The organism is Halomonas sp. BM-2019 (genome assembly GCF_017584085.1).
Map to the genome: position 1 here is coordinate 3,420,408 of NZ_CP071922.1, position 18,341 is coordinate 3,438,748.

The following is an 18,341-nucleotide window of genomic DNA, read 5'->3' on the forward strand; positions in this document are numbered from 1 at the left end:
TCTACGAGCACAAGGTATTCGTCCAGGGGGTGATCTGGAACATCAACTCCTTCGACCAGTGGGGCGTGCAGCTCGGCAAGCAGATCGCCGGCGAGATTAGCGAGCGCATCGACGAGCACAGCCAGGACTTCGACGCCTCCACCCAGGGGCTGCTGGCGCTGGTTCGCGAGCACTTCGGCGCCTCGACCCCGGCGGCGGACGCGGACCAGAACGCCGGCGAGGTAAAGCGAACCAGGCGCAAGAAGTGACGACAAGCGAATCGTGACGGGAATCGAAGGCCTCTGCGTCAGGGCCAACTGGGTAGCGGTTGGCGTCGAAGACCTGACACTCCCCGCCCGCCGCGCTTCGCGCTTCGCGCTTTGGGCGAGGGTTCTAAGGTCACCCCCAGAACCTTCCTGCTTCGACACGCCTTCACTAGGCCGTGGCTAGGCCACGGCCCCCGCTCCAGTCGCTCCACAGGCTAACCCCGCCAGCCCGGCGGTTCGGATGTTTCTGGCCGCGTTGATATCGCGGTCAATCGCAAGGCCGCAACGCTCACAGTGCCAGTGGCGCCGTGAGAGAGGCAGCTTCTCGACCTTGTGCCCGCAGCCGTGGCACCGTTTGCTACTGGGAAACCACTGGCTGACCTTGACCAACTGCCGGCCCGCCCAGTCGGTCTTGTACTCAAGCTGGCGCACAAACTCACCCCAGCCGGCATCGCTGATGGCCTTGGCCAGCGCGCGGTTCTTGACCATGCCCAGTTGATCCCGCAGCGTCTGCTGCAGGATCACGCTGGAGACGTCCTTCAACCAGGGATATTCGGCCTTGAGCGCCACCAGACGCTTTTCTGCGGCGGAGTGCGACACCGACTCACCGCGCTGCTGATACGCATCGGTGCGATAGGCCAGCGTATTGTTCCAGACAAAACGGGCGCATCCGAACGACTGCACCAGCAGCGCCGCCTGCTCGGGGGTGGGGTAGAACCGTTCTTTGTAGGCACGTTTTGTCATACTGGAAAAATATCAGGGGATCGAGGCAATATCAATTCAGCACCGCTTCGCGGTGCGCGCTTGTATCACCGCCCGATTGGGCGGTGCTTTACGCGCTGTTTGGTAACGATGGGCGCACGCAGTGGCAGATTCCTGTCATGCGTTCCATAGTGAATGTTGTCTTACGCGCATGAAGAGGTGCCCCCATGTCGTCGACGCTGAGCATTCGTTTCCCCGAAGACCTGGAGCGCAGACTCGATGAGGAGGCCCGCCTGGCCCACAAGGGACGTTCCGAGCTGGTGAGAGAGGCAGTTCAGGAGTACGTGTTGCGCCTGGAGAGGGAACGGTTCATGGAGGAGATGGTGCGGGAGATGCACGAGTGGCAGGGCGATCCGAACGCGCGACGGGAATCAGACAATATGTCCGACGAGATGCCTGACGATGATCTCGACGCACTGATACGCACGGAGCGCGAAATCGGCGTCGATCCCGACGAGCGCTGGTGGAAGTGATCCGGCGAGGGGAAGTCTGGGTCGGCAACCTGAATCCGGCACGAGGCAGGGAGTTAGGCAAGGTGCGACCGGTGCTGGTCGTCCAGACTGATGCCCTGACCCAGGCCGGTGCGGAGACGGTGGTCGTGCTGCCGTTGACGACTCAGTTGCGCCCCGGCCTGCAACGGTTTCGCGTCCCCCTGCCCGCCCGCGGCCGACTGCTGGTGGACTCCTATGTGGTCTTTGATAAACCCCGAGCACTGGATCCGGCCAGACTCGGGGACGGTCCTCTGACAAGCCTCACTGCCGAGGAAATGGCAGCCGTGGAGCAGTCGCTGCGCGGCGTGCTCGGGTTGCTATGAGCCATCAAAAAAAGGTTCTTCGCACTTTGGGAAACGCTGCATAAATCCCGCTGCAGCTGCCTGAGCGCCCCAGGCGGGGTAGAATCTGGCCATCTCGCCATCGTCTGACAGAGCCATCCGATCTGCGAAGAACAAAAAAACCCGGCCAAGGGGGCCGGGTAAACGACAGCGACAGGCTGCCGAGAGAGCACAGGGAAACACTCTTTACGGAAAGCCTCAGTGGTGGAAGCGCTCCGCCGCTTCCTTGGCCAGCTGGCGGATGCCGTTCCAGTCCTCGGCCGCCACCAGGGACTTCGGCGTCAGCCAGGAGCCGCCCACGCACATCACGTTCTTCAGCGCCAGGTAGTCCTCGGCGTTCTCCAGGGTGATGCCGCCGGTGGGGCAGAAGCGCGCCTCGGAGATGGGGCCCCCGAAGGCCTTGAGCGCCTTGACGCCGCCGCTGGCTTCGGCGGGGAAGAACTTGAAGCGACGGTAGCCGTACTGCCAGCCGGTCATCAGCTCGGAGACGGTAGCCACGCCGGGCAGCATCGGCACCGGACTCTCCACGCCGTAGCGGTAGAGCGCCTCGGTGGTGCCCGGGGTCACCACGAAGTCGGCGCCCACCTGCTCGGCCTGGCGGTACTGGGCCGGAGTCAGCACGGTCCCCACGCCGATGCTGGCCTTGGGCAGCGCCTCGCGAATGCGCTTGATCGCCTCCAGGGCGCAGTCGGTGCGCAGGGTGATCTCCAGCACGGTCAGGCCGCCGTCGTAGAGGGCCTGGGCCAGGGGCACGGCGTCCTCGATGCGCTCGATGGCGATCACCGGGATCACCTCGGCCTTGAGGCAGATGCTGTCGATCTCGGTGGTACGGGTCGAGGGCAGCTGTTTGTCGATGCTCTTGTCGAAAGTCATGTGATTCTCCGGAATTCAGGGGGCCCAGTAGACGGCCAGCGGGCAGTCCAGGAAGGCACGGATCGGCAGCTGGCGAGTATCGTCACCGGCCAGCGCCCGGGCCAGCACGGCGCGCTTGTCGCCGCCGGTGATGTGCAGCACGTGCCGCCGCGCCTGGTGCAGGCGGTCGGCGCTCAGGGTGATGCGCGGCTGGGGCTGGCTCGGGGTGCGCACCGCCACCACGGATGCCTCGGTGGCCAGCGCCAGAGCGAGTTCCTGACTGTCGGGAAAGAGTGAGGCGGTGTGGCCGTCGCCGCCCATGCCGAGGATCACCATGCTGGCCGGCCAGGCCAGGCCGTCGATCCGTTTGGCCACCGCCTCGGCGCCCTGCTCGGGGGTCTGGTGCCCGGTGGTGAGGGGCACGAAGGTGGCGGCCGCCGCCGCGCCCTGGAGCAGGTGCTCGCGCACCAGGCGGGCATTGCTGTCGGCGGCGTCTTCGGCGACCCAGCGCTCGTCGGCCAGCGTCACCTGGACGCGCGTCCAGGGCAGGTCGCAGGCGGCCAGTGCCTCGAAGAAGGGCACCGGGGTGGAGCCGCCGGAGACCACCAGCAGGGCGTGCTCCTGGCGGCTCAGGTCGGCGCGCAGCGCCTCGGCCACCGCTTCGGCCAGCTGGGTGGCCAGCCGTTCACGACAGAGTTCGCTCATCTCAGTAGTCCTCATACCAGCTGCGGCCATCCTGGGTGATCATGGCGATGGAGGCCACGGGTCCCCAGGAGCCGGCCGGATAGCGGCGCGGCGGTTCGTTGCGATCGGCCCAGGCGGCGATCAGATCGTCGCACCACTGCCAGGCGTGCTCCACCTCATCGCGGCGCACGAAGAGGTACTGCTGCCCCTTCATCACCTCCAGCAGCAGCCGCTCGTAGGCGTCGGGAATCCGCGACTTGGGAAAGGCGCTGTTGAAGTCCAGGTGCAGCGGGCCGCGACGCAGGCGCATGCCCTTGTCCAGGCCGCTGTCCTTGGTCAGCACCTCGAGCGCGATGCCCTCCTCCGGCTGCAGGCGGATCACCAGCTTGTTGGCGGCGAGACCCCGCTGGTCCGGGTCGAAGATATAGTGGGGCTGCTGACGGAAGTGGATGATGATCTGGGAGAGCTTGTCGGGCATGCGCTTGCCGGTGCGCAGGTAGAAGGGCACCCCCGCCCAGCGCCAGTTCTCGACGCCGGTCTTCATGGCCACGAAGGTCTCGGTGTGGCTCTCGACGTTGGCGCCCTCCTCCTCCAGGTAGCCGGGCACGCTCTGGCCGCCGATGGTGCCGGCGGTGTACTGGCCGCGCACCACGTCGCGCCCCAGCATGTCGTCGGTGAAGGGCCGCAGCGCCTTGAGCACCTTGACCTTCTCGTCGCGGATGGCGTCGGCGTCGAGGTTAGCCGGGGGGTCCATGGCGATCAGGCAGACCAGCTGCAGCAGGTGGTTCTGCACCATGTCGCGCAGCTGGCCCGCCTCGTCGAAGTAGCCCCAGCGCCCCTCGATGCCGACCTGCTCGGCCACGGTGATCTCCACATGGGAGATATGGTTCTGGTTCCACTGGGTGCCGAACAGCGGGTTGGCGAAGCGCAGCGCGATCAGGTTCTGCACCGTCTCCTTGCCCAGGTAGTGGTCGATGCGATAGACGCGGGTCTCGGGGAAGACGGCGCCGATGGCGTCGTTGATCTCCGCCGAGGAGGCCAGGTCGTAGCCGATCGGCTTCTCCACCACCACCCGGGACTCCTCATCCAGGCTGCCGCTGGCCTCCAGGAGGCGGCAGATATCGCCATAGAGCTTCGCCGCCACCGAAAGGTAGACCACCATGGGCCTCGGCGAGCCATCGCGCCAGTCGCGGATCGCTGCGTAGCCGTCGGGCGAGGTGAAGTCGAGCTGGCGGTAGTCGAGGCGCGCCAGGAAGCGGGCCAGGGCCTCGCGGTCGAGCTCGGCCGCCTTCACATGGGTCCTGAGGGCCTTCTCGACGCGCTCCCGGAAAGCATCGAGATCCAGCTCCTGGCGCGCCAGCCCCAGCAGGCGTGTCTCGGGATCCAGCAGCCCTTCGCGGTCGAGCTGAAACAGTGCCGGAAACAGCTTGCGCTGGGCCAGGTCGCCAAGCGCCCCGAACAGCGCCAGGTCGATGTCGGTCCGGACAGACCGGCTGGAATGACTCATCTGCGCCCCCTTTTTTCGTTGGATTACCAAAAAAATACCACACCCTGGACGGGCAAGCAAATTATTTTGGTAAACTTACAAATATTGTCGAGCTGCGATTCCACGCCCGGTGGCCGACTCCGATCGCCTCGGGCTAGGATAGTCAGCATAATGTAGTTAAATCACCACATCACTCACGCAACATCCACGCGGCCTGTGCCGCCTGCCGTCACGGAGAGCCCCACCCCCCCATGGCCAGCCACGACCTGCTCAATCGCATCCGTCAGCGCCTCGAGGAACTCAACCGCTCGGAGCGCAAGGTCGCCGATGTGATCCTCGCCGACCCTGCCGCCGCCACCAGCATGAGCATTGCCAGCCTGGCCCAGGCCGCGTCGGTCAGCGAGCCCACCGTCAACCGCTTCTGCCGAAGCTTCGATGCCAAGGGCTACCCGGACTTCAAGATCAAGCTAGCCCAGAGCCTGGCCGGGGGCACGCCCTACGTCAGCCAGGCGGTGGAACCGCACGACAGCGCCGCCGACTACACCCAGAAGATCTTTGGGGCCACCATCGCCGCCCTGGACGAGGCCTGCCGCGCCATCGACCCGGCGCGCATCGAGCGGGTGGTGGACTACCTGACCCAGGCCAAGCAGATCCACTTCTTCGGCCTGGGCGCCTCCGGGGCAGTGGCCCAGGACGCCCAGCACAAGTTCTTCCGCTTCAATCTGCCGGTGACCTCCTACGTCGACGTGCTGATGCAGCGCATGATCGCCTCCGCCTGCCACACCGGCGACGTGGTGGTGGTGATCTCCTGGACCGGCCGCACCCGGGAGCTGGTCGATATCGCCCGTCTGGCGCGGGAGAGCGGCGCCGTGGTGCTGGGCATCACCGCCCCCGGCTCGACGCTGGCCCGCGAGTGCACCGAAACCCTGGAGGTGGCCACCCCGGAGGACACCGACCTCTACATGCCGATGACCTCGCGGATGATTCAGCTGACGCTGATCGACGTGCTGGCCACCGGCGTCACCCTGCGCCGCGGCGAGGACTTCCTGCCCCATCTCAAGAAGATCAAGGACAGCCTCAAGGAGACCCGCTACCCGACCAGCGGGCGCAGTTAGACATTGTCCGAAAAGTTGGCGAGCGAAGACCGGACAAGGCAACCATTCGGCGAAAAGACGAAGTTTCGCGGCGGACACCCCTGCTGTTCGGCTAAGGTTACCGCAATCATGAGCTTAGAGGACTCTCACCCCCAGGTCATCCCGGGGGTGGTGCCTGGGGGACAGCGCCAGCCAGGCGCTGCGCGCCATGCCTGGCACACCACAAAGAGAGGGCATGGCCAGTGGCCATGCCCCCTTGCTTTGCAGCGTCGTGATGCGACCCGAGACGGGTGCCGGCGATCTCCCGAACTCAGAAGTGGTACTTGAAGCGCAACCGGGCTCCGTAGCGGTCCGCATTGTCGAGACTAGCGACCTCCCGGTGATCGATGCGGCTGTAATAGGCGCCCAGATAGATGCCCAGATCCTCGATGTTCAGCACATCGGCGAAGTGGTAGGAGGTATAGAAGGTGTCGACGGTATAGCGTCCCGGCACGGTGATGATGGCATCGCCGTTGGCCTCCGGATTGACATCGTCGATCTTGTTGCGCGCGTGGAGATAGCCGACCCCGAAACCCTGCCACAGGGCATTCAGCCCCAGCGTCAGGTTGTCCTCCTCATGGGCGTCCAGATAGGCCAGATTGGCATTCACTATCCAGTCACCCTGGGCATAGGAAAGCCGGGTGCCATACCCAGTGCGATCGCTGATGTCGGCACCCCGCTCGTCCACCACGGCATCGCCGATCAGATTGGTCTCGAGGCCGGCCGCCAGCGTCCAGGGGCCCGGCGTCCAGGCCAGTACCGGGCGCACGATGAAGGAGTTCTTGGCATTGCCCTCCGGGTCGATGGCGTAGCCGTGGTAGGTCGTGGTATCGAACAGGTCGGTACGATCGCCGAACAGGGTAGCGACCTCAGCATAGAAGTCGCCGCTGCGCTGGCTCAGCATGACCTGGCCAGAATCCCCTCCACGGCCGCGGCCTTCCTTGGCCTGGTAGAGATAGCCCTGTCCGTCACGATAGAGACCGTCGGAGGTATCGCCGCTGAAGCCCACGAAGACGTCCTGCCCCAGCGGGAAGAGATCGTAGGCCTCGAAGCGGCCCAACTTGAGTTCCGGCCCACCATGCCGACCGATCGCCAGCCAGGCATCGTCGAGGCCGAGGTCGCCGTTGGTCTGCAGCAACGGCTGGGCCTTGAAGCGGGCGTAGTGGGCCTGGGTGCCACGCTCACCACTCACGTCGAGCAGCACACGCCCGGTCTGGTTGTATTCATCCCCGCGGTCCACATCGTCCTCGAAGAAGATGGGGCCTTCGCCGGCATGGGTGTTCTGGGCATTGATATCCAACTCGACATCGCCACCCAAGGTGAGCGAGCCGCGCTCCCCCTCGTAGGTGATGCCGGCCATGGCCGGCAGTGCCATGCCGAGGGACAGGGCAGCGGAGAGCGGGAGCAGCGTGAAGGTGGAATGCTTCATGTTTGTCCTTATGCAGTTGTGGTGGTTATTTAGGAAGGGGCCCGAAGCCGGGCCCGAAAGAAGCCGGCGGCAAGCGACGCCGCTAGCCAGGAATAGCGTCGTAGTGCCACGCCGTCAGCCGACAGCCTCCCGCCAGGACTCGACAGATGACCGGTCGTCCCTCGGGGGAAGCGAAACCGAGATGGGTCAGGGAGAGTCGTCCACCGTCGAGCAGCAGCTCCAGCGAGCCGTCGTCCAGCAGCCATTCCAGCTCGACCCCCTGGCCGGCCAGGCGACCGACCGTCAGCGCATGGGGGAAATGGGTATCGAACTCGGCCACCCCGTTCTCGCCCTGGCGGAGGTGGCTGATCCCCACGCCCTCGCCGTCGCGCGTCAGTCGAAGGGTCTGGTGATCGCCCTGCTGCAGGTCCAGTTCGATGACGGCATCCAACGCCAGCTCGAGCGCCAGACGCCCATGGGCCACCCGGGCACCGCGTTCCACCAGCACATGCCGACCAACGGTCAGCCCGGCTTCCGTCCAGGCGGGGCCGGCCGGTTCGGCGGCCAACGCACGCCACTCTCGAGCGAAGGCCTGGCGTAGCCGCACGCCCTCGGGGGTGGCGACGAGTGACAACTCGCGGGGGAAGCTCATGGCACCGCGCCAGCCCGCCTCGGGGGTCTGTTTGGCGTAGAGCCAGTTGTTGAGCCAGGCGATGGCCAGGCGTCGCCCATCCTGTTCCGGAATGTCCGACCAGCTCTGCACGGCGTAGAAGTCGCGCCCCTCGTCCATCAGCAGCACGGTCTCGGCCGGGTTGTCGTTATGGAAGCGCTCGCCGTCGAAATGGCCGACGAAGTACTGGGTGAAGGAGCCGAAGGCGTCCTGCTCGCCCGCGCCCACGCCCACCACCAGCACCCAGCGGCTCGCCGGTTCGCCGGGGGCGGCCCCCTCGACGGGCAATTCAAAGAGATCGGGGCACTCCCAGGGGCCGTCGGTATGGCGTCCCTGCTCGGCGCCGAATTCGCTGGCCAGGCGCCACTCCAGCAGGTCCTCGGAGAGGTAGAAGCGAATCGTCTGGCCACAGGCGAGCGCCATCACCCAGCACCGGCTGGGCTCATGCCAGACGACCTTGGGGTCGCGGAAGTCAGGGAAGCCCGGCGCGGCGATGATCGGGTTGGCCGCATACTTCTGCCAGCTGCGCCCACGGTCGCGGCTATAGGCTAGGCACTGCTCCTCGACATAGTCCGCGGGGTCGTCGTCCGCCTCGCGATGCACGGTATAGAAGGCCAGCAGGCCCGGCTCGCCGTCGAACAGGCCACAGGTGTCGTGCCAGTCGACGATGGCGCTGCCGGAGAAGCAGGTTCCCTGCTCGTCAGGCGCCAGCGCCAGCGGCAGGTGCTTCCAGTGGCACAGGTCGCGGCTGACCGCATGGCCCCAGTGCATGGGGCCGTGGATCCGTTCATGGGGATAGTACTGATAGAAGAGGTGGTACTCGCCATCGAAGTAGACCAGGCCATTGGGGTCATTCATCCAGCCCTGGGGCGGGGTGAAGTGCAGCGTCGGGCGCACGGCCTGCAGGGGGGCGGCAGTCACAGCGGTCATGATCGATCCTTTGTCACGCATGGAATAAGGGGCACCCAAGCGGGCGCCTGGGAGGCGACGCAGCGACAGAAAAACAACGTTGTCATTCCGGCGCGCACGCCGTCTCCACGGGGGACTCGTGGCACTCAGGCGCCGGCGGCCAACCCCTGGCCCGCGGCCTTGAGCTCCTCGGGGTGCTTGCGCGGGCCAATACTGCGCCCGGTGGCGTCGAACAGGTGGCAGAAGCCGCGGGCGAAGCTGACCCGTCGCCCGCTGCCGGGGCGGATATCGCTGAGGCCACCCACCTGCAGGGTCAGGGGCTCGCCCCCGGCATGACGGCCATAGACGAAGGTGCTGCCGCCCAGGTGCTCGACCACCTCCACCTCGATGGCCAGGCCGATCTCGTCGCCATCGTCCTCGCGGATATGCTCGGGGCGGATCCCCAGGCGCAGGGCGTCACCGGGGGCCACCCCGGCCGTCTCCGCCTCCAGCTCGGCGTGCTCACCGCCCGGCAGTTCCAGGGTCAGGCGGCCCTCGGCGACCTCCCGCACCCGGGTGTCGAGGAAGTTCATGCGCGGCGAGCCGATGAAGCCGGCCACGAAGTCGTTGACCGGGTTGAGGTAGAGCTCCAGGGGGCTGCCCACCTGCTCGATGCGGCCATCGCGCAGCACCACGATCTTGTCGGCCATGGTCATCGCCTCGACCTGGTCGTGGGTGACGTAGATCATGGTGTTGCCCAGGGAGGCGTGGAGCTTGGCGATCTCCACCCGCATCTGGACGCGCAGCTCCGCGTCCAGATTGGAGAGCGGTTCGTCGAACAGGAACACCTTGGGGTTGCGCACGATGGTGCGGCCGATCGCCACCCGCTGGCGCTGGCCGCCGGAGAGCGCCTTGGGGCGTCGCTCCAGCAGCGGCTCAAGCTTGAGGATGGCGGCGGCCTCCTCGACGCGGCGGTCGATCTCGGCCTTGTCGAACTTGGCCATGCGCAGCCCGAAGCCCATGTTCTCGCGCACCGTCATATGCGGGTAGAGCGCATAGGACTGGAACACCATGGCCACGCCGCGCTGGGCCGCCGGCAGGTGGGCCACGCTCTCGTCGCCGATGCGGATATCGCCCTCGCTGATCTCCTCCAGCCCGGCGATCAGCCGCAGCAGGGTGGACTTGCCGCACCCCGAGGGACCGACGAAGACCACGAATTCGCCATGGGTGATCTCCAGGTCGACGCCGTGGATGGTCTGGACGTCGCCGAAGCGCTTGATGACTTGCTTGAGTTGTAGATCTGCCATTGTGTTTCTCCTGCCGCCGCCGGGTCGTTCACCCTGCGGCTGTCGTAATGGGAGGCTGGTCGAATCAGCCCTTGATGCCGGCGCCCGCCAGGCTGCGCACGAAACGCTTCTGGAAGATCATGAAGACCACCAGCACCGGCAGGGTGATAAAGGAGGCATAGGCGAGGATCTCGCCCCACTCGGTCTCGCGACCGAAGAAGATCTGGATGCCCGGCATCACGGGGCGCACCGCCTCGCTCTGGACCGCCATGATCGGCCACAGGTACTGGTTCCACATCACCATGAAATGGAGGATCGCCACGGTGGCGAAGACCGGCCCCGACATCGGCACGATGATATGGCGGTAGATCTGGAAGGGGCTGGCACCGTCCAGCTTGGCCGCCTCGTCGAAGTCCTTGGGGATATCGCGGAAGAACTGGTAGAAGAGGAAGATAAAGAAGGCGTTGGCCACGAAGGGCAGCATCTGCACGTGCAGGGTGTTCATCCAGGAGCCCTTGAGCACCAGCATGCCCTCCTCCCAGCCCAGCGAAGGCAGCTTGGAGACCATCAGCAGCATCGGCACCACCACCGCCTCGAGCGGAATGATCATCAGCGCGATCACCGCCGAGAGGATCAGCTTCTGGCCGCCCCAGGTCAGCCGCGACAGCGAGAAGGCCAGCAGGCTGTTGACGAACAGCCCCATGACCACGGTACCGCCGGTGATCAGCAGGGAGTTGAGGAAGTAGCGCTCGATACGGCTCTTCTCGAAGACCCCGCGGTAGTTGTCCAGGGTCAGTTCGCCCACCGGCAGGATCGCCCGCAGCGAGTAGAGGTCGGAGAAGATCGCCGACTCCGGCTTGAAGGAGGAGACGATCATGAACAGCAGCGGGAACATGAACAGGTAGCCCAGGCCCGCCAGCACCAGGTACCACCCCAGGGTCTTGAGTCGCTTGTTGGGGGTCATGTCACTTCGCCTCCCGGGCGTCGAAGAATTTCTTCTGCAGCAGGGCGATCAGCAGGATCACCAGGAAGAACACCACGCTGATGGCCGAGCCATAGGCGATGTCCTGCTCGCGGAAGCCCTTGGCCACGGCATGGAACATCACCGTGGAGGTGGAACCCTGGGGGCCGCCGCCGGTCATCACGTCCACCTGGGTGAAGAGGCCGAAGGCCTGCACCGTGGTGCTGAGGATCACGAACACCATGGTGTTGCGCAGCCCCGGCAGGGTGATGTGCCAGAACTGGCTCCAGCGCCCGGCGCCGTCGAGCTCCGCCGCCTCGTAGAGGTCCTGGGAGATGCCCTGCAGTCCCGCCAGGAAGATCAGCATCTGCACCCCACAGGCCTGCCAGGCCGACATGATGACGATGGAGGGCATCGCCCAGTCGGGGTCGCCCAGCCAGTCGATGGGCCCCACCAGGCCGAAGGTCATCGCCTGCAGGTAGTGGTTGAGCACCCCCACGTCGCGGTGATAGAGGAAGGTCCAGACGATGGAGACCACCACGATGGAGGTCACCACCGGCGAGAAGAAGATCGCCCGGAAGACGCTGATGCCGCGCAGCTGGCGGTTGATCAACAGCGCCAGCCCCAGGGCCAGGCCGCACTGCAACGGTACCACCAGCATCACGAACAGCAGGGTGTTGAGGAACGACTGGATAAAGCGCGGATCCTTGGCCAGCAGCACATAGCGCTTGTCGCCCCACTGCCAGCTCCTGAACTCCCGGTACTCGCGGTAGGCCGGGTCGCCACGCAGCACCGTGCGCAGCGCCGGAAATACCGTCTCCCCCCCGGCGTCGCGCACCACCTCGCCCAACTCGCTGCGCTCGGCCTCCTGCACCACCCAGCTGACGCTGAGCAGGCGGTCATAGTTGCGCAGCCCCACCCATTCCGCCTGGTTGGGCGAGAGCAGCCGCTGGTCGGTGAAGGAAAGCCCCACCGCCATCAGGAAGGGCAGTACCAGGAACATGAAGAGCCCCAGCAGCGCCGGAAAGCTCAGTAGATAGCCGAAGCGACGCTCGCGGCGCCTGGCCTGGCGATAGGTGGTCACCTTAGCCTCTCCGGTGCCGGCCCCGTCCGCCAGCCCCCGGGGCCTCGCCTTATCAACGTTCGAGTGCATCGCGCACCCTCCTCTCTTATGAGCCCCGGCGGTGGATTATCCGCCGGGGCGAAGCTCTTACTCGTGGAAGCCGTAGCCCCGGTTATCGGCGATATCGCGCTCGATGGCGTCCACCGCCTCGTCCAGCGCGGTCAACACATCGCGACCGTCACGGATGTCCCGCGTCGCCCGCTCGAAGGCGCTGGAGATGGTCGGATACCCCGGGGTCGCCGGACGCAGCCGGGCATGGGCCTCGGCATAGTCGTAGAAGAAACGCCAGCGGCCACCTTCGCGGAAGTCCTCGGTGAGCGCGGCGGCCTGCGGATGGGAGGGCACCGTGATCCTGGCCTTCGATGTCTCGGCGATCTCCTCCGGCTGCAGCAGGAACTCGACGAACTCGGCGGCGCCTTCGGGGGCATTGCACTGGGTGGAGATGCCCAGCTGCCAGGAGCCCCCGCCGATCAGCGGCCCATGGCCGAAGTCCGGCACCGGCATCACCACCAGGTCGTCGCCCCAGGCGGCCAGATGATTGCGCAGCTCCCAACTGCCCACGTAGTTGAGCGCCACCCGCCCCTGATCGAAGCCGCGGTTGTCGCTGGGATTACGATCTACGTAGCCGGCCTCGAACAGCCCCTGGAAGAACTCGCCCCAGGCCTCGGCCGCCCCGCCATTGAGCACGCCCTCGGCCTCCAGGTAGCTGTCACGATCGATCTGGTCGGCGCCGAAGCTCAACAGCCAGGGCCCGAAGGCGTAGGAGTACCATTCGTCGCCGGTCCAGCCGGCCTGGATATCCAGCGGGTAGAGGAAATCACCGCTCTGCTTGAGGGTCTCCAGGGCCGCGAGGAACTCCGTCTGGCCCCAGGGCGCGTCGAGGGTGGCGATACGGATGCCGTGTGCCTCGATCACCGAGCGCCGCCCATAGAGCACCAGCACCTCCTCGTTCTGGCCGGCCGCGTAGACCTTGCCGTTATAGGTGGCCTTGGCGGTCTCGAGCAGGGGCGCCAGGGTCTCCGGCGCGATCAGGTCGTCCAGCGGTCGCAGGAAGCCCGACCAGGCGAAGTTGGGGGCCACCGGCTGGTCGATATAGAGTACGCAGGGCAGGTCGCCGGCCAGGGCCGCGGCGGTCACCGCCTCGGTATAGGAACCGGCGGGCAGCCGGCTCATCTCGACGTGCCAGTGCGATTGGGCGCGGTTGAAGCGATCGATGGCCTCCTGCTGGGCCGAGACCTCGGTGTGACTCGCCTCGGTGCGCCAGTAGTCGATGCGCTGCGGATCGGCATGGGCCGTGGTGGCGGCCGCGGAAAGGGCGACGGACAACCCGATAGACAACGTTGTCATCGAGGTTCCGGCGAGGCGTGCGGGGACGGCTTTCTGCATGGGGTTTACCTTGTTATCCAGAAGGATTGTTATCGTTGTCGTTGTCGTGCGACATGGGGACAGCATCACCGACCACTCCACATGGCCGGTGACGCACGAGGCGGCTAGTTGCCCATGCCATAGCCGCGGTTGTCGGCGATATTACGCTCGATGGCATCCACCGCCTCGTCCAGGGCAGCCTGCACATCGCCACCGTCGCGGATATCACGCCCCGCCCGGGCGAAAACGCTGGAGATGATCGGGTAGGCGGGGGTCTCGGGACGCAGCTGGGCATGGGCCTCGGAGTAGTCGTAGAAGAAGCGCCACTGACCGCCTTCGCGATAGTGCTCGGTCAGCGCCGCCCCCGCCTCGGAGGCCGGAATCATGCCGGCCCCCTCGGACATGGCGGCGATCTCCTCGGGCTGCAGCAGGAACTCGAGGAACTCCGCCGCCCCCTCGGGGGTGGTGCAGGCGGCGGTGATCCCGGTGTGCCAGGAGCCGCCGCCGATCACCGAGCCGTGGCCGAAGTCCGGCACCGGCATCACCACCAGGTCGTCTTCCCACTCCACTGGATAGGCCGACGGCTCCAGGAAGCCGTAGTTGATGGCCACCCGCCCCTGCACGAAGCCGCGGTTGTCGCTGGGGTTGCGATCTACCAGGCCATCGGCGAACAGCGCCTGGAATAACTCGCCCCAGGCCAGGGCCGCCTCGCCGTTGAGCACCCCCTCGGCCTCCAGGTAGGTATCGCGATCGATCTGGTCGCCACCGAAGCCGATCAGCCAGGGACCGAAGGCGTAGGAGTACCACTCGCCGCTCCAGCCGGCCTGCAGGTCCAGCGGGTAGAGGAAATCGCCGCTCGCCTTGAGGGTCTCGAGCGCCTCGACAAACTCCCCCGTGCTCCAGGGGGCGTCGAGGGTGGCGATACGGATACCGTGTTCCTCCAGCACCGAGCGCCGCGACAGCAGCGAGAGCGCCACCTCGTACTGGCCTGCCGAATAGATCCGACCGTCATAGGTGCCCCTGGCGGTGGCGATCAGGCCATCCAGGACCGCCTGGTCCACCAGGCCGTCCAGGGGCTGCAGGAACCCCGCCCAGGCGAAGTTGGGCGCCACCGGCTGATCGATATAGAGCAGACAGGGCAGATCCCCGGCCACGGCGGCAGAGGTCACCGTCTCGGTGTAGGCCCCCTCGGGGATCATGCTCATCTCCACCCGCCAGCGGTCCTGGGAGCGGTTGAAGCGCTCCACCGCCGCGCGGCTCACCTCGATCTCGGCGATATTGCCAGTCTCGTGGCGCCACAACTCGAGGGACTGGGGAGCCGCCAGGGCCAGGGGGGAAGCCAGGGTGAGCGCAATAGACAACGTTGTCATTTTGAGACTGAAAGCACTGGTATGCCTCGAAACATTCATGGTGATGACTCCTGGTTGGGTTCGGTTGTTGTTGTCAGGGGCCGTCGCCGACGGCCGATTCGGAAAGCGCTGAACGGCGCGGCGACCCGGGCCCCAGGTGCGATTGGCGCTCGACCCGGGCAAAGGGCACCAGGGTCGTGCCCCCTTCCCGCTCCTGCGAGAGCAGGCATCGCATGGCCTGCTGGCCCATCTCCAGATGGGGCAGGCGCATGGTGGTCAGCCCCGGCGTCAGGAAGATGGAGATCGGTCGCTGGTCATCGAAGCTGGCCACGGCCATGTCGCGACCGACGCACTGCCCCCGGCTCGCCAGGGCCAGGTAGAGCTGCATCGCCGTGCTGTCCTGGCCGCACAGGATCGCCGTGGGCCGTGGCGAACTCGTCAGCAGCCGATCGATCGTCGCCTCCACCGTGGAGCGCTCATCGCCGTCCAGCACTCCCACCTCGGCGGGCTGCATCAGCGCCTCGTCCACCGCAATGCCCGCCTCCTCCAGGGCCTGCCGGTAGCCAGCCTGGCGCAGGGAGGCAGCCGCCAGCCTGGGGTTGAGGCCCAGGTAGGCAATACACCGATGGCCCTGGGCCAGCAACAGGCGGGTGATCTCCCGTGCCGCCCGCTGCTCATCGGGGAGGAAGGTGGGCACCTCGATCCCTGACGCGAAACCGTTGGCCAGCACCGAGGGCACCATGCCCATCTCCTTGGGCAGCTCGACCTCCCGATGGTAGTCGCAGGCGTAGAGCAGCCCTTCCACCCGGCGCTCCAGCAGCATGTCCAGGGCCCGCTGGCGATGGCGGAAGCCGGCATCTCGATCGATGTTGACGACCATCAGCACCTTGTCATGGGCATCGCCCACCTGCTGGGCGCCGCGCAGGATGTCACCGGAGTGCGGCTGGGTGGTGACCCGGTCGGAGATGAAGCCGATCACCCCCGAGCGCTGGCTGCGCATGGTGCGTGCCGCACTGTTGGGACGGTACCCCAGCTCCTCGATGGCCTGACGCACCCGGGCACGGGTCTCCTCGCGGACGGCGGGGTCATCATTGATCACCCTCGAAACCGTCTTGAAGGAGGTGCCCGCCAGACGGGCCACATCCTTGATCGAGACCATATCGACATCCTCTCCGCGCTTGGCAGCACCCAGCGACAACGTTGTCGGCAACTCTAGAAGACAGATGACAACCTTGTCATTACGACTTTGGTCTAGCGGCCTGCCAAGCCAGTCGTCAGGGGACGATACTCCAGGGCCCTGACCCGGCATTCGCCCGTGACCACCTCCAGGGCCAGCGGCTGCCCCGCTGGCTCGGCGAAGCTCAACTGGGTGATGGCCAGGCGCCCATCGTCGAGCAGCAGCTCCAGCGAGCCGTCGTCCACCAGCCACTCCAGGGTGACCGTCTCGCCCGCCAGCCGCCCCACCGCCAGGTCGTGGGGGAAGTGGCTGTCGAACTCGGTCACGCCGTTCTCGCCCCGGCGGCGATGGCGCACCGCGATCCCGCCATCGTCGGCGACCAGCTCCAGGGCCTGGTCATCGCCCTGCTGCAGGTCCAGGGAGACCCGGCTGCCCGGGGCCAGGGTCAGCGCCAGCTGGCCATGGGCGAGGCGGGCCCCGTCTTTCACCAGCACATGGCGCCCCCTGTCGAGCGACCGGTGGCCGGGAGCGATGCGGACCGGCTCGGCCGCCAGCGCCTGCCACTCCCGGGCGAAGGCCTGGCGCAGCCGTACCCCCTCGGGGGTGGCGACGAGGCTGAGCTCGCGGGGGAAACTCATGGCACCCCGCCAACCCGCCTCGGGGATCTGGTTGGCGTAGCGCCAGTTGTTGAGCCAGGCGATGGCCAGGCGCCGGCCGTCGCGCTCCGGGATATCCGACCAGCTCTGCACGGCGTAGAAGTCGCGCCCCTCATCCATCATCAGCACCGTCTCGCCCGGCTGGTCGTTGTGGAAGCGCTCGCCGTCGAAGTGGCCGACGAAGTACTGGGTGAAGGAACCGAAAGGGTTCTCTTCACTGGAACCGATGCCCACCACCAGCACCCAGCGACTCGCAGGTTCGTCCTCGCCGGCGCCCGCCACCGGGAGTTCGAAGAGATCCGGGCACTCCCAGGGATGCGCGGTATGGGCGCCCTGGCCATCGCCGAACTCGCTGGCCAGGGTCCAGTCGAGCAGGTTCTCGGAGCGGTAGAAACGGATCGTCTGGCCGCAGGCCAGCGCCATCACCCAGCGCCGGCTGGGCGCGTGCCAGAGCACCTTGGGGTCGCGGAAGTCCCGAAGCTCGGCACTCTCCAGGATCGGATTGCCGGCGTACTTCTGCCAGCTGCGTCCGCGGTCGCGGCTATAGGCCAGGCACTGGGCCTGAATATACGGTTCTTGACCAAGGGAGTCGGGGTCTTCGGGCGGGACCCGGTGCTCGGTATAGAAGGCCAGCAGCCCCGGCTCGCCGTCGAACAGGCCGCTGGCGTCGTGCCAGTCGACGATGGCGCTGCCCGAGAAGCACATGCCGGCCTCGTCGGGCGAGAGCGCCACGGGCAGGTGCTCCCAATGGCACAGATCGCGACTCACCGCGTGTCCCCAGTGCATGGGGCCCCAGACTCGGTCATGGGGATGGTACTGGTAGAAGAGGTGGTACTCTCCCTCGAAGTAAACCAGGCCGTTGGGGTCGTTCAACCACCCCTCGGGCGGGGTGAAGTGCAGGCCGGGACGGGCGGGGGGCGTGGGGGCGGCAACCACACGGGCAGCGGTCGCGGGGCTCGGAGTGGTCATGGGGACTCCTCTTGAATTGGCATGGATAGGCATCTTAATCGTTTAAGATACTCTACCACAGCGCTACCGAACACACCGACTCGAGGTGACAGTCGAGCATCATCCCGGGCTTGCCAAAATGTCAGACATTTAATAGGCTGTCGCCAGCACCCTTATCAGGAGATCCCGTCATGAGCCTCGATAGCCTGCCCCGCCACCGCGGCGGCGCCGAGGAACTGGCCCGCCTGCTGGCCCGCGCCCTGCTCGCCGGCCGCTGGCAGCCCGGCGACGCCTTCCCCAAGGAGCTGGACCTCTGCGACCACTTCGCGGTGAGCCGCAACCAGGTGCGTAACGCCCTGGCCAGCCTCACCGCCACCGGCCTGATCGAGCGCACCGCCGGCCGCGGCACCCGGGTGCGCGTCGTGGGCGACTGGCACCTGCTCGATCCGCTGATCAGCGACTGGATGACCGGCATCGAGAGCCTGGACCCGAAGCTCGTCCGCGAGATCTTCGCCT

The 18,341-nt window shown here is 66.5% G+C and carries 17 protein-coding genes and 1 pseudogene; 5 read left to right on the top strand and 13 right to left on the bottom strand.

Going from position 1 to position 18,341, the window contains the following annotated elements:
- A pseudogene (gene pgi / locus J5F18_RS16980) lies at positions 1 to 248 on the top strand (glucose-6-phosphate isomerase); the annotation flags it as partial.
- 177 nt (positions 249 to 425) lie between these two features.
- On the opposite strand, the gene J5F18_RS16985 reads toward pgi, so the two are convergent.
- On the bottom strand, positions 426 to 989 hold the full coding sequence (locus J5F18_RS16985) for an RNA-guided endonuclease TnpB family protein (RefSeq protein WP_346299714.1): 564 nt from the start codon (positions 987 to 989) through the stop codon (positions 426 to 428).
- A gap of 185 nt (positions 990 to 1,174) precedes the next feature.
- Between J5F18_RS16985 and J5F18_RS16990 the strand changes: the two genes are divergently transcribed.
- Positions 1,175 to 1,480 (top strand): ribbon-helix-helix protein, CopG family, encoded by a 306-nt coding sequence (locus tag J5F18_RS16990; RefSeq protein WP_346299715.1) that lies wholly within the window; start codon positions 1,175 to 1,177, stop codon positions 1,478 to 1,480.
- Positions 1,471 to 1,821 (top strand): type II toxin-antitoxin system PemK/MazF family toxin, encoded by a 351-nt coding sequence (locus J5F18_RS16995; RefSeq protein WP_346299716.1) that lies wholly within the window; start codon positions 1,471 to 1,473, stop codon positions 1,819 to 1,821. Before J5F18_RS16990 ends, J5F18_RS16995 begins: the two co-directional genes overlap by 10 nt.
- A 216-nt stretch (positions 1,822 to 2,037) precedes the next feature.
- Here the strand turns inward: J5F18_RS16995 and J5F18_RS17000 are convergent, their stop codons facing one another.
- From J5F18_RS17000 to zwf, 3 genes are read right to left on the bottom strand one after another with little or no spacing between them, the layout of a single operon-like run.
- The gene (locus J5F18_RS17000) at positions 2,038 to 2,712 is read right to left on the bottom strand and encodes a bifunctional 4-hydroxy-2-oxoglutarate aldolase/2-dehydro-3-deoxy-phosphogluconate aldolase (RefSeq protein WP_346299717.1); all 675 of its coding nucleotides are present in this window, start codon (positions 2,710 to 2,712) and stop codon (positions 2,038 to 2,040) included.
- A gap of 15 nt (positions 2,713 to 2,727) precedes the next feature.
- Positions 2,728 to 3,396: a 6-phosphogluconolactonase gene (gene pgl, locus J5F18_RS17005; RefSeq protein WP_346299718.1), complete on the bottom strand. Its 669-nt coding sequence runs from the start codon at positions 3,394 to 3,396 to the stop codon at positions 2,728 to 2,730.
- 1 nt (position 3,397) lies between these two features.
- Entirely contained in the window at positions 3,398 to 4,882 is a 1,485-nt protein-coding gene (gene zwf / locus J5F18_RS17010) for a glucose-6-phosphate dehydrogenase (RefSeq protein ID WP_346299719.1), read from the bottom strand.
- 230 nt (positions 4,883 to 5,112) lie between these two features.
- On the opposite strand from zwf, the gene J5F18_RS17015 reads away from it, so the two are divergent.
- A complete protein-coding gene (locus J5F18_RS17015) occupies positions 5,113 to 5,976 on the top strand; it encodes a MurR/RpiR family transcriptional regulator (RefSeq protein WP_346299720.1) in 864 nt (287 codons plus the stop codon).
- A 289-nt stretch (positions 5,977 to 6,265) separates the two neighbouring features.
- Here the strand turns inward: J5F18_RS17015 and J5F18_RS17020 are convergent, their stop codons facing one another.
- The 9 genes from J5F18_RS17020 to J5F18_RS17060 form a co-directional block, all read right to left on the bottom strand.
- Positions 6,266 to 7,423 (bottom strand): carbohydrate porin, encoded by a 1,158-nt coding sequence (locus J5F18_RS17020; RefSeq protein WP_346299721.1) that lies wholly within the window; start codon positions 7,421 to 7,423, stop codon positions 6,266 to 6,268.
- A gap of 82 nt (positions 7,424 to 7,505) precedes the next feature.
- Entirely contained in the window at positions 7,506 to 9,002 is a 1,497-nt protein-coding gene (locus J5F18_RS17025) for a glycoside hydrolase family 32 protein (protein WP_346299722.1), read from the bottom strand.
- 125 nt (positions 9,003 to 9,127) lie between these two features.
- Complete coding sequence (ugpC, locus tag J5F18_RS17030; protein WP_346299723.1) at positions 9,128 to 10,267, bottom strand: sn-glycerol-3-phosphate ABC transporter ATP-binding protein UgpC; 1,140 nt, start codon at positions 10,265 to 10,267, stop codon at positions 9,128 to 9,130.
- 64 nt (positions 10,268 to 10,331) lie between these two features.
- Positions 10,332 to 11,210 carry a carbohydrate ABC transporter permease gene (locus J5F18_RS17035; protein WP_346299724.1) on the bottom strand — a complete coding sequence of 293 codons (879 nt, stop codon included), beginning with the start codon at positions 11,208 to 11,210 and terminating at the stop codon, positions 10,332 to 10,334.
- Between the two features lies 1 nt (position 11,211).
- Positions 11,212 to 12,360 (bottom strand): sugar ABC transporter permease, encoded by a 1,149-nt coding sequence (locus J5F18_RS17040; RefSeq protein ID WP_346299725.1) that lies wholly within the window; start codon positions 12,358 to 12,360, stop codon positions 11,212 to 11,214.
- Between the two features lie 57 nt (positions 12,361 to 12,417).
- Positions 12,418 to 13,716: an extracellular solute-binding protein gene (locus J5F18_RS17045; RefSeq protein ID WP_346299726.1), complete on the bottom strand. Its 1,299-nt coding sequence runs from the start codon at positions 13,714 to 13,716 to the stop codon at positions 12,418 to 12,420.
- Positions 13,717 to 13,820: 104 nt separating this feature from the next.
- Positions 13,821 to 15,065: an extracellular solute-binding protein gene (locus J5F18_RS17050; protein ID WP_346299727.1), complete on the bottom strand. Its 1,245-nt coding sequence runs from the start codon at positions 15,063 to 15,065 to the stop codon at positions 13,821 to 13,823.
- A gap of 73 nt (positions 15,066 to 15,138) precedes the next feature.
- Positions 15,139 to 16,203: a LacI family DNA-binding transcriptional regulator gene (locus tag J5F18_RS17055; protein WP_346299728.1), complete on the bottom strand. Its 1,065-nt coding sequence runs from the start codon at positions 16,201 to 16,203 to the stop codon at positions 15,139 to 15,141.
- 92 nt (positions 16,204 to 16,295) lie between these two features.
- Complete coding sequence (locus J5F18_RS17060) at positions 16,296 to 17,846, bottom strand: glycoside hydrolase family 32 protein (RefSeq protein WP_346299729.1); 1,551 nt, start codon at positions 17,844 to 17,846, stop codon at positions 16,296 to 16,298.
- Between the two features lie 170 nt (positions 17,847 to 18,016).
- Here J5F18_RS17060 and J5F18_RS17065 point away from each other — a divergent pair.
- Positions 18,017 to 18,341 (top strand): GntR family transcriptional regulator (locus J5F18_RS17065; RefSeq protein WP_346299730.1); only part of this gene is annotated, 325 nt, incomplete at its 3' end.

Excerpts from the sequence above, each read along its gene's own strand:
- J5F18_RS17025 (WP_346299722.1), bottom strand. The coding sequence starts at position 9,002 with ATGACCGCTGTGACTGCCGCCCCCCTGCAGGCCGTGCGCCCGACGCTG.
- J5F18_RS17040 (WP_346299725.1), bottom strand. The coding sequence starts at position 12,360 with ATGCACTCGAACGTTGATAAGGCGAGGCCCCGGGGGCTGGCGGACGGG.
- J5F18_RS17050 (WP_346299727.1), bottom strand. The coding sequence starts at position 15,065 with ATGACAACGTTGTCTATTGCGCTCACCCTGGCTTCCCCCCTGGCCCTG.
- J5F18_RS17020 (WP_346299721.1), bottom strand. The coding sequence starts at position 7,423 with ATGAAGCATTCCACCTTCACGCTGCTCCCGCTCTCCGCTGCCCTGTCC.
- J5F18_RS17055 (WP_346299728.1), bottom strand. The coding sequence starts at position 16,203 with ATGGTCTCGATCAAGGATGTGGCCCGTCTGGCGGGCACCTCCTTCAAG.
- pgl (WP_346299718.1), bottom strand. The coding sequence starts at position 3,396 with ATGAGCGAACTCTGTCGTGAACGGCTGGCCACCCAGCTGGCCGAAGCG.
- ugpC (WP_346299723.1), bottom strand. The coding sequence starts at position 10,267 with ATGGCAGATCTACAACTCAAGCAAGTCATCAAGCGCTTCGGCGACGTC.
- zwf (WP_346299719.1), bottom strand. The coding sequence starts at position 4,882 with ATGAGTCATTCCAGCCGGTCTGTCCGGACCGACATCGACCTGGCGCTG.
- J5F18_RS17060 (WP_346299729.1), bottom strand. The coding sequence starts at position 17,846 with ATGACCACTCCGAGCCCCGCGACCGCTGCCCGTGTGGTTGCCGCCCCC.
- J5F18_RS16985 (WP_346299714.1), bottom strand. The coding sequence starts at position 989 with ATGACAAAACGTGCCTACAAAGAACGGTTCTACCCCACCCCCGAGCAG.
- J5F18_RS17045 (WP_346299726.1), bottom strand. The coding sequence starts at position 13,716 with ATGCAGAAAGCCGTCCCCGCACGCCTCGCCGGAACCTCGATGACAACG.
- J5F18_RS17035 (WP_346299724.1), bottom strand. The coding sequence starts at position 11,210 with ATGACCCCCAACAAGCGACTCAAGACCCTGGGGTGGTACCTGGTGCTG.
- J5F18_RS17015 (WP_346299720.1), top strand. The coding sequence starts at position 5,113 with ATGGCCAGCCACGACCTGCTCAATCGCATCCGTCAGCGCCTCGAGGAA.
- J5F18_RS17000 (WP_346299717.1), bottom strand. The coding sequence starts at position 2,712 with ATGACTTTCGACAAGAGCATCGACAAACAGCTGCCCTCGACCCGTACC.
- J5F18_RS16990 (WP_346299715.1), top strand. The coding sequence starts at position 1,175 with ATGTCGTCGACGCTGAGCATTCGTTTCCCCGAAGACCTGGAGCGCAGA.